This is a genomic window from Haloparvum sedimenti, from assembly GCF_001462205.1.
In the GTDB taxonomy this organism is placed as follows: domain Archaea; phylum Halobacteriota; class Halobacteria; order Halobacteriales; family Haloferacaceae; genus Haloparvum; species Haloparvum sedimenti.
On record NZ_LKIR01000123.1, the window covers coordinates 39,370 to 46,218 of the forward strand.

Sequence of the window (6,849 nt, forward strand, 5' to 3'; positions counted from 1 at the left end):
CGCGGGCGAGACGCTGTTGGTCGGCTCCTACGGCTCCGGCGCGCAGGCGGAGATCCACACCGAGACGGTGCAGGACGGCTGGCGCGAGGAGGTCGAGGCGCTCGATATCGACGACCAGCTCGCGGCCCGCTACGACCTGACGTGGAGCGAGTACGAGGACGTTCACGACGTGCACGAGTACGACGAGGACGTTGGCCACGAGATGATCGAGCAGTTCACCACCCCCTCCGAGGAGTTCGTCTTCACGGGTTGGGGCCGGATGAACGAGCGGCAGTACGACTACGTCGAATAGCGCCTCGAAGGCGACCGTGGCCGAATTTTTCTCGCCCGCGGTCGGCGGTGGACTCACGCTTGGAGCCACACCGATCCACAGAAAATCCGGCCGATGCGGTGCTGGTGCGGGTGCGGTGCTGATGCGGATGCAGTGCGGTGTTGGTGCGGTGCTGATGCGGTGTGGTGCTGATGCGGTGTGGTGCTGATGCGGATGCGGTGCGGTTTTCTGTCGAGGTCGTGGAACCGCGGCGGCGCGAGGGTGCGAAGCGCCCGCAGCGCCGACCGCGGCCCCTTTTTGATCGACATTTTTCAAGGAGTGGTGAGCGCGGCGCCTGCGCCGCGCGAACCCGACGCAGAAAAAGGTCGAGGGGAAGCCTTAAATCGATGTACAGACTTGTACATCGTAAGACGAACCTATACATTGGTGCCCACAATGAACATCCAGAACACCATCGAGCGCGTGACGGAGGGGGAGGACCTGACGGTCGAGGAGGCGCGGGAGACGGCGCGGCAGGTCTTCGAGGAGGCGAGTGAGGCGCAGATCGGCGGGCTGCTGACCGCGCTGCGCGCGAAGGGCGAGACGGAGGCGGAGATCGCCGGCTTCGCGCAGGGGATGCGGGACGTGGCGCGGACGATCGAGCCCGACGGCGCGCCGCTGGTCGACACCTGCGGCACCGGCGGCGACGACTACGACACGATCAACGTCTCCACGACCGCGGCCATCGTCGCGGCGGGCGCGGGCGTCGCGGTCGCGAAACACGGCAACTACTCGGTCTCCTCCTCCTCGGGGAGCGCGGACGTGCTGGAGGTCGCGGGCGTCGACGTGGAGGCGGAGCCGCCGGCGGTCGAGGAGGCGATCGAGCGCGACGGCATCGGGTTCATGCTCGCGCCGGTGTTCCACCCCGCGATGAAGGCGGTCATCGGCCCGCGGAAGGAGCTCGGGATCCGGACGGTGTTCAACGTGCTCGGCCCGCTGACGAACCCCGCGGGCGCCGACGCGCAGGTGCTCGGCGTGTACGACCCCGAACTCGTCCCGCAGATCGCCCGCGCGCTCTCGCACATGCCCGTCGAGCGCGCGCTGGTGGTCCACGGGTCGGGGATGGACGAAATCGCGCTTCACGACGAGACGACGGTCGCGGAGGTCGACGGCGACGAGGTGACGGAGTACACCATCGCGCCCGAGGACCTCGGCCTCGAACGGGCGCCCATCGAGGACGTTTCGGGAGGTACGCCCGAGGCGAACGCCGCGGACCTCGAGGGGATCGTCCGCGGCGACGTGACCGGGCCGAAGCGGGACCTGATCCTGGCGAACGCGGGCGCGGCGGTGTACGTCGCGGGACTCGCCGACTCGCTGGAGGCCGGCGTCGAGCGCGCGGCCGCCGCCATCGACGAGGGCGACGCGGCCGCGAAGTTCGAGGCGCTGTGCGGTGACGACGCGGACCGTGCGGGCGCGGAGCCGGACCCCGCCGCGGGGGCGGACGCGAACTGATGGCCAGAGCGAAGATCTGCGGACTGACGCGCGGTGCGGACCTGCGCGCGGCCGTCGAGGCGGGGGCGGACGCGGTCGGCGTGATCGCGGAGGTACCGGTCGACACGCCTCGAAAGGTGGACCCCGCGACGGCGGCCGAACTGCTGGCGGAGGTGCCGCCGTTCGTCACCGCGACGCTGGTGACGATGCCGGACTCACCGGAGCGCGCGGTCGAACTCGTCCGGACGGTTGAGCCGGACGCGATCCAGCTGCACGGCGAGTGGACCGCCGACGAGATCGGGTACGTCCGCGCGGAGACGGGCGTGAAGGTGCTGATCGCGGTCGACGCCGCAGACGAGGCTCGCGCGGAGCGGCTGGACGAGGCGGCCGACGCGCTCGTGGTCGACTCCACGACGGAGTCGGGCGCGGGCGGGACGGGCGAGACTCACGACTGGGAGGCGACCGGCCGACTCGCGGAGCGACTGGTCTCGCCGGTCGTGCTCGCGGGCGGCCTCACGCCGGACAACGTCGCGGAAGCGGTGGCGACCGCGGACCCGTTCGCGGTCGACGTGGCCTCCGGCGTGGAACTACGCGGCGGCGAGAAGGACCACAACGCCGTCGCGCGGTTCGTCGCCAACGCGGGACGGGAGGTCGAGGTCGCGTGACGGAACTCGGCCTCTCCCGTGAGGCGTTCGTCGAGCACGCCGCCGACGCCGACGGCCCGGCCGTGGTGCGCGTCGCCGCGGAACTCGACCCGGACGTGACGCCGCTCACAGCGTACGCGACGCTCGTGGGCGACAGCCCGCACGGATTCCTGTTGGAGTCGGCCGAGAAGATCGCCTCCAGCGACCCGGACGGCGCGTTCGCGCCGGTCACTGACGCGGACAAGCACGCACGCTACTCGTTCGTCGGCTACGACCCGGAGGCGGTCGTCTCCGTGTTCCCCGACCGGACCGAGGTGAAGCGGCTCGGCCCGGCCGCAGCGCTCGTCGATGCGGGTGATGCGGGCGACGGAGACGGGACCGACGCGGGCGACGAGGCGGACGCCGACGTGCTCGACCGCGTACGCGCGGCGTTCCCGTGCGTCGAGCGCCGAAACTTCCCTGATCGGGACAGACAGACGCTATCCGGCGGGTTCGTCGGCTTCCTCGCGTACGAGGCCGTCTACGACCTGTGGCTGGAGGAGGTCGGCGTCGAGCGGCCGGCGACCGACTTCCCTGACGCGGAGTTCGCGCTCACGACGCGGACGGTCGTCTTCGACGACGTGGAGGGGACCGTCGACCTCGTGTTCACGCCGGTCGTGCGCGAGGGGGACGACGCCGGCGCGGTGTACGACGAGCTCGCCGCGGAGGCCGAGGCGGTCGCCGCGGACCTCCGGACGGCCGACGCCCCGGACCCGGGCGGGGTCCGCGTGACCGAGGAGCGCGCGGGGCCGCAGGAGGCCTACGAGGACGCGGTGCGCGCGGCCAAGGAGCACGTCCTCGACGGCGACATCTATCAGGGCGTGATCTCGCGCAAGCGGGAGCTGACCGGCGACGTGGACGCGATGGGGCTGTACGCGGCGCTTCGGGACGTGAACCCCTCGCCGTACATGTACCTGCTGCGCCACGAGGACCGGACCATCGTCGGCGCCAGCCCCGAGACGCTGGTGTCGGTGCGGGGCGACCGCGTCGTGTCGAACCCCATCGCGGGCACCTGCGCGCGCGGCGAGAGCCCGGTCGAGGACCGTCGGCTCGCGGGCGAGTTGCTCGCGGACGAGAAGGAGCGCGCCGAGCACACCATGCTCGTCGACCTGGCGCGCAACGACGTGCGCCGTGTCTCGGAGCCCGGCTCCGTCCGCGTCGAGGAGTTCATGAACGTCCTCAAGTACAGCCACGTCCAGCACATCGAGTCGACGGTCACGGGCACGCTGGCGGGGGAGTACGACGCGGTCGACGCGATCCGCGCCTCGTTCCCGGCCGGCACCCTCACCGGCGCGCCGAAGGTGCGCGCGATGGAGATCATCGACGACCTCGAACGCGAGCCACGGGGCGCCTACGGCGGCGGCGTCGGCTACTACTCGTGGACCGGCGACGCGGACTTCGCCATCGTGATCCGGACCGCGACGGTCGAGCACGGCGTGCCGGTCGCCGGAAGCGGCGAGGCGGACGGGCCTGCGTCCGCCGACCGCATCACCGTGCAGGCCGGCGCGGGGCTCGTCGCGGACTCCGAACCGGCCGCGGAGTACGCCGAGACCGAACAGAAGATGGGCGGCGTCCTCGACGCCATCGACCGGATCCGGGTCGAAGCGGACGGTGAGGCGAACGACGGAGACGGGCGCGGCGGGCGGGACACCACGGACGACGCGTCGCCCGAGGACGCGCCCGCCGCGGGCACGGGGGGAGAGGAATGAAGGTCGTCTTCGTCGACAACTTCGACTCGTTCACCTACAACCTCGTCGAGTACGTCTCCGAGTGTCCGGTCGAAGGGGGTGTCACCACCGAGGTGCTGAAGAACACCGCGTCGGTCGACGCGGTCGCGGCCGCGGAGCCGGACGCGCTGGTGATCAGTCCCGGACCCGGCCACCCGAAGAACGACCGCGACGTGGGCGTGACGATGGAGGTGCTCCGCGAGCTGTCGCCCGAGGTTCCGACGCTCGGCGTCTGTCTCGGGCTGGAGGCGGCCGTCTACGAGTACGGCGGGACGGTCGGCCACGCGCCCGAGCCGATCCACGGCAAGGCGTTCCCGGTCGACCACGACGGCGAAGGGGTGTTCGCGGGGCTCGATCAGGGGTTCCGCGCCGGCCGGTACCACTCGCTCGTCGCGACCGAGGTGCCGGACTGTCTGGACGTGAGCGCGACGACCGACCACGACGGCACGGAGCTCGTGATGGGCGTTCGTCACGAGGCGTACCCGCTGGAGTGCGTCCAGTTCCACCCGGAGAGCGTGCTGACCGGCGTCGGCCACGACGTGATACGGAACTTCCTCACGGGGGTCGCGGGCGCGACGCCGCGCGCACCGGCCACGCGGTGACGGATCTCCGACGAACGGGGTCGGCACGCACGTTGGACGCGAACCCCTCCATGGGTCGACCGGTCCGCGGACCGGATCGACGCGCCGGCGTCCCGTGAGGCAGCCGCAGTGACGCCCGATCCGCCCGACAGGACCTGTTCTATTTATCTGATACGTCGGCAGACCGAACGGGTTTCTCACGGGACGGCCGACGCGGTCGGTTCGAGGGGCGTCCGCGGCGACCGCGCGGCTGCTGGACAGCCGTGAACACCCCTTCCGTTCGACTGTAGATCGCGCCCACGTAGTGCGATTTATCCGGTTCAGATTCACTTTCACTGCGGAGGGGCCATCCTTATGTAGACCCCGCCCGCACTACGAACACGTACAGGCGCGGAGCCGCTCGGCCGCGCCGCAGTGATCCCATAAGGGATCGGACAGTTCCACGCCCAAATGGACCGGGAACGCAACGCCTAAGGGGTCCAACTCACCAGTACGACATCACGATAGATGACCGATTCACCACACACTCGGGGAGACGTGACCGCCCAATGAGCGGGAGCGATCTCTCCACGGACGAGGTCGACCTGCCGATCAAACGCACCACCGGCGAGACGCTGGAGGACCGGCTCACGGCGAACGCGTACCACAACATCCTTCCCGCGCGCTACCTCCGCAAGGACGCCGACGGGAACCAGGTCGAGACGCAGGAAGAGCTGTTCGTCCGCGTCGCGAAGAACGTCGCGCTCGCGGAGGCCGTCTTCGAGGCCGACAAGCAGGGCGTCGAGGTCACCGTCACGCCCGACCAGCTCAAGCCCGACCACCCCCGCCGCGACGAGCTGGCAGAGGACGTCTTCGGCGCCGGCGTCTCCGTCGGCGACGACGCCGAGACGGCGCTGACGGCGCACAACGTCAACAAGTTCGCGTACGACACGGTCGTCCCCGAGCTGCCGAGCGAGGTCCGCGACCACGTCGAGGACGTGGCCGGGCAGTTCCGCGAGGGCATGGAGTCGCTGTCGTTCATGCCGAACTCGCCGACGCTGATGAACGCGGGCGACGAGCTCCAGCAGCTCTCCGCCTGCTTCGTCGACTCCCCCGGCGACGACATCACGGACATCCACCAGACCGCCAAGGAGGCGGCCGAGGTGTTCCAGTCCGGCGGCGGCATGGGCTACGCCTTCTGGAAGCTCCGCCCGTACGGCGACGCGGTCGGCTCGACCGGCGGCATCGCCTCCGGGCCGATCACGTTCATGCGGACGTTCGACCAGATGTGTGAGACCATCGCGCAGGGCGGCGCCCGCCGCGGCGCGCAGATGGGCGTCATGCGCGTCTCGCACCCGGACGTGATCCAGTTCATCCACGCGAAGAACAAGGACGTCTCGCTGGCCCACTCGCTCCGGCTCAACGACCCGGACGACTTCACGCACAACTCCTTCAAGGAGGCGCTCGAGGAGGCGCGCGAACTCATCGACGACGAGGGTCGCGTCCCCAAGCACCTCCGGAACGCGGTCGAGGGCCACCTCTCGAACTTCAACATCTCCGTCGGCGTGACGGACGACTTCATGGAGGCGCTGTACAACGACGAGGAGTTCGTCTTCACCAACCCGCGGACGGAGGAACCCCACGTCGCCACGCCGGAGACGAAGGAGATCTACGACATGTTCGGCCTCGGTGAGCACGTCGAGGTCGGCGAGGTGCTGTCGGTCCCCGCCGAGAAGCTCTGGGACCAGATCGTCGACGGCGCCCACGAGAACGGCGAACCGGGCGTCATCTACCTCGAGCGCGTCAACAAGAAGCACTCCTTCGACGTGGAGGAGCACCCGGATCACCGCATCCTCGCGACAAATCCCTGTGTCACCGGTGACACGCTCATCTCCACGGAAAACGGGCTCGTGCCCGCCGAGGAGCTCTACGAGCAGGGCACTGCGCAGGACGTCGTTGTCGACGGCCGACTCAGCGAGGAGCCGCTCAAGGAAGCGAGTAGCGTCTACGCGACCGGCGAGAAGGACGTGTACGAACTCACTACCGAGGAGGGGTACAGCCTCCGTCTGACTGCTGACCACCGGGTCATGACCGACGACGGATGGGTCGAGGCCGGCGAACTCGACGCCGGCGACACG

General features: G+C 70.0%; 5 protein-coding genes and 1 pseudogene. All 6 read left to right on the plus strand.

The window, feature by feature from the left end; translation table 11 throughout:
• Window positions 1-292, plus strand: a pseudogene (locus AN233_RS18020) (hydroxymethylglutaryl-CoA synthase); the annotation flags it as partial.
• A gap of 414 nt (window positions 293-706) precedes the next feature.
• Complete coding sequence (gene trpD / locus AN233_RS09265; protein WP_058366509.1) at window positions 707-1,762, plus strand: anthranilate phosphoribosyltransferase; 1,056 nt, start codon at window positions 707-709, stop codon at window positions 1,760-1,762.
• Complete coding sequence (locus AN233_RS09270) at window positions 1,762-2,406, plus strand: phosphoribosylanthranilate isomerase (protein WP_058366510.1); 645 nt, start codon at window positions 1,762-1,764, stop codon at window positions 2,404-2,406. The genes trpD and AN233_RS09270 overlap by 1 nt, the downstream gene beginning before the upstream one ends.
• Window positions 2,403-4,133: an anthranilate synthase component I gene (gene trpE, locus AN233_RS09275; protein WP_058366511.1), complete on the plus strand. Its 1,731-nt coding sequence runs from the start codon at window positions 2,403-2,405 to the stop codon at window positions 4,131-4,133. Before AN233_RS09270 ends, trpE begins: the two co-directional genes overlap by 4 nt.
• A complete protein-coding gene (gene trpG, locus AN233_RS09280; RefSeq protein ID WP_058366512.1) occupies window positions 4,130-4,753 on the plus strand; it encodes an anthranilate synthase component II in 624 nt (207 codons plus the stop codon). The genes trpE and trpG overlap by 4 nt, the downstream gene beginning before the upstream one ends.
• A 527-nt stretch (window positions 4,754-5,280) precedes the next feature.
• The coding region (locus AN233_RS09285) for a ribonucleotide reductase N-terminal alpha domain-containing protein (protein WP_281176550.1) at window positions 5,281-6,849 on the plus strand (1,569 nt) is incomplete at its 3' end.